Below are 1877 nucleotides of genomic sequence, written 5' to 3' on the forward strand. Positions count from 1 at the left end.
GCCCATCGTCGAGGAGACGACGATGGGGCCGACGCGCTGGGCGAGGATGCCGGTGGAGCCCGCGAACCACACCTTCGGCTCGGTGGCTCCGGGTAGAGCGAGTTGACGACGACGGTGTTCTCGTCGACGGACAGGAGGTTGATGTCCATGTACCGGCTGCCGATGGGGATGACGAAGCCGAGGTCGCTGTAGTCCGGGAAGTTGCCGTCGTCGGTCTCGGGGGCGTAGACCACGTCCCAGGACTGCATGGCCTCGGGCAGGAACTTCAGGTAGGCCGGGGAGCGCAGCAGCATCAGGCCGGGGCGCAGCGGGACCAGGACGCTGTCGATGTGGTTGTCGGCCATGGCGTCCAGGCGATGGAACCGCAGGTCGCGCAGGTTGCTCCGGAGCCAGCGCAGGGCGAGCTCGTGGTTGTGGTTGGCGACGTTGACCAGGACGTCGCGGCCCAGGCGCATGCACTGCGCGCCGTCGAAGACCATCTCCAGGCCCAGGCCCTCGATGGGGCCGGCCATCTCGTTGTCGGTGGCGCGGGCGACATCCAAGCCCTGGCGGGTGAAGTAGCTGGTGTCCAAGGAGTCGCGGGCCAGGGCGGGCCGGGGCATGGACAGCCAGTTCGCGCGGTCGTCCTCGTAGTAGCGGTAGAAGACCGGCTTGAGCAGGTCGTTCTCGAAGGCCCGTGCGCGTACGTGGGGCGCGGTCTCCACGATGGTGTCGCCGAGGATGATGGTCTGGTCGCGGACGTTGAGGGGCGGGGTGGCCCGGGCGTCCCAGTGAGGGGAGCGGATGTCGACGTCCTTGCCCGGGGCCGCGGGCCGCAGGACGTTGACGCCGCACCCGGTCAGGGCCTCGGCCAGGCCGCCGATGTCCTCGTTGAGTTCGTCCACCAGCTGTGCGGGGATCGGCAGGAGCTCCTCCCCCGACGCGGTGGCGTGCTGGGTGAGGACGGGGGCGACGTTGTCGTAGAAGAACAACCGCCACGACGTGTCGGTGTGATGGTGGGTGTAGTGCTCGGCGCGCCCGACGACGACTTCGTCGAGCCGGGTGAACTCGTCGTAGCTGTTCAAGGCCAGCGGAGGTGCGGAGGTGGGCTGGGGCATGGTGGGCCGCCTCCTCAGCGGCGGGCGACGGCGCCCCTGTCCTGACGCGGCTGCGCCCTGGAGGTCGGTGCCGTGCGGGGTCGGTGGGCGGGTGCGGGATGTGTCAGGCGGCCGGGGCGTGCCGGGGCGGGGCGCAGGCGTCGCTGGGAACAGGGTTCAGCCGGGCGATGATGTCCTCGATCACGCACGGCTGGTCGGGGGTGGAGCGCCGGCGGAAGAAGTAGCCGGAGCACCAGGGCACTTCGCTCCACCGCGGCAGGTGAGCCGAGGCCAGGGCGCGGGCCTCGGGCAGGCGCCGCCAGGGGATCTGCGGGCACCAGTGGTGGACGGGGTGGTACATGTCGTCGAGGTGGCCGCCGAGCAGGTGCCGGGTGAGCCAGTGCGAGCTCCAGCCGCGGGTCTGCAGGAGGATGTCGTCGTTCTCGATCAGCCCGGCATGGTTGCCCAGATCAGTGATCCAGGTGACGACGGGCCGTACCAGTACCAGCGGGAGCAGCCAGTAGAGCAGGAGATACGGCACGCCGCCCACGGGCCACAGTGCGGCGACCACGCCCGCCCAGATCAGGGCACGGGCGGCCAGTGCCCGCCACGCCTCCCCCGGCGCACGGGTGACCAGGGTCAGCACGGCGGTCTTCGGCAGGCGCCACACGGCGTTGCGCACGATGACCCGAAGGACGAACGCGCGCCGGCTGGGCGCCCGGCCGGCGGCACGGATGTTGCCCGCGCGGTAGGACTGGAACATCGGATCGTCGTCGGAGCCGAGCTTGGCGTGGTGCACGT

2 protein-coding genes are annotated in these 1877 nt (G+C 70.8%); both read right to left on the minus strand.

Annotation, left to right across the window (positions count from 1 at the left end):
* Window positions 1-1097: inosamine-phosphate amidinotransferase 1 (locus tag ABZ281_RS47900; RefSeq protein WP_356664976.1), on the minus strand; the 1097-nt coding region annotated here is incomplete at its 3' end.
* A gap of 103 nt (window positions 1098-1200) precedes the next feature.
* Window positions 1201-1877 (minus strand): fatty acid desaturase (locus tag ABZ281_RS47905; RefSeq protein WP_356664978.1); only part of this gene is annotated, 677 nt, incomplete at its 5' end.

The organism is Streptomyces sp. NPDC006265 (assembly GCF_040613555.1).
Lineage (GTDB): Bacteria > Actinomycetota > Actinomycetes > Streptomycetales > Streptomycetaceae > Streptomyces.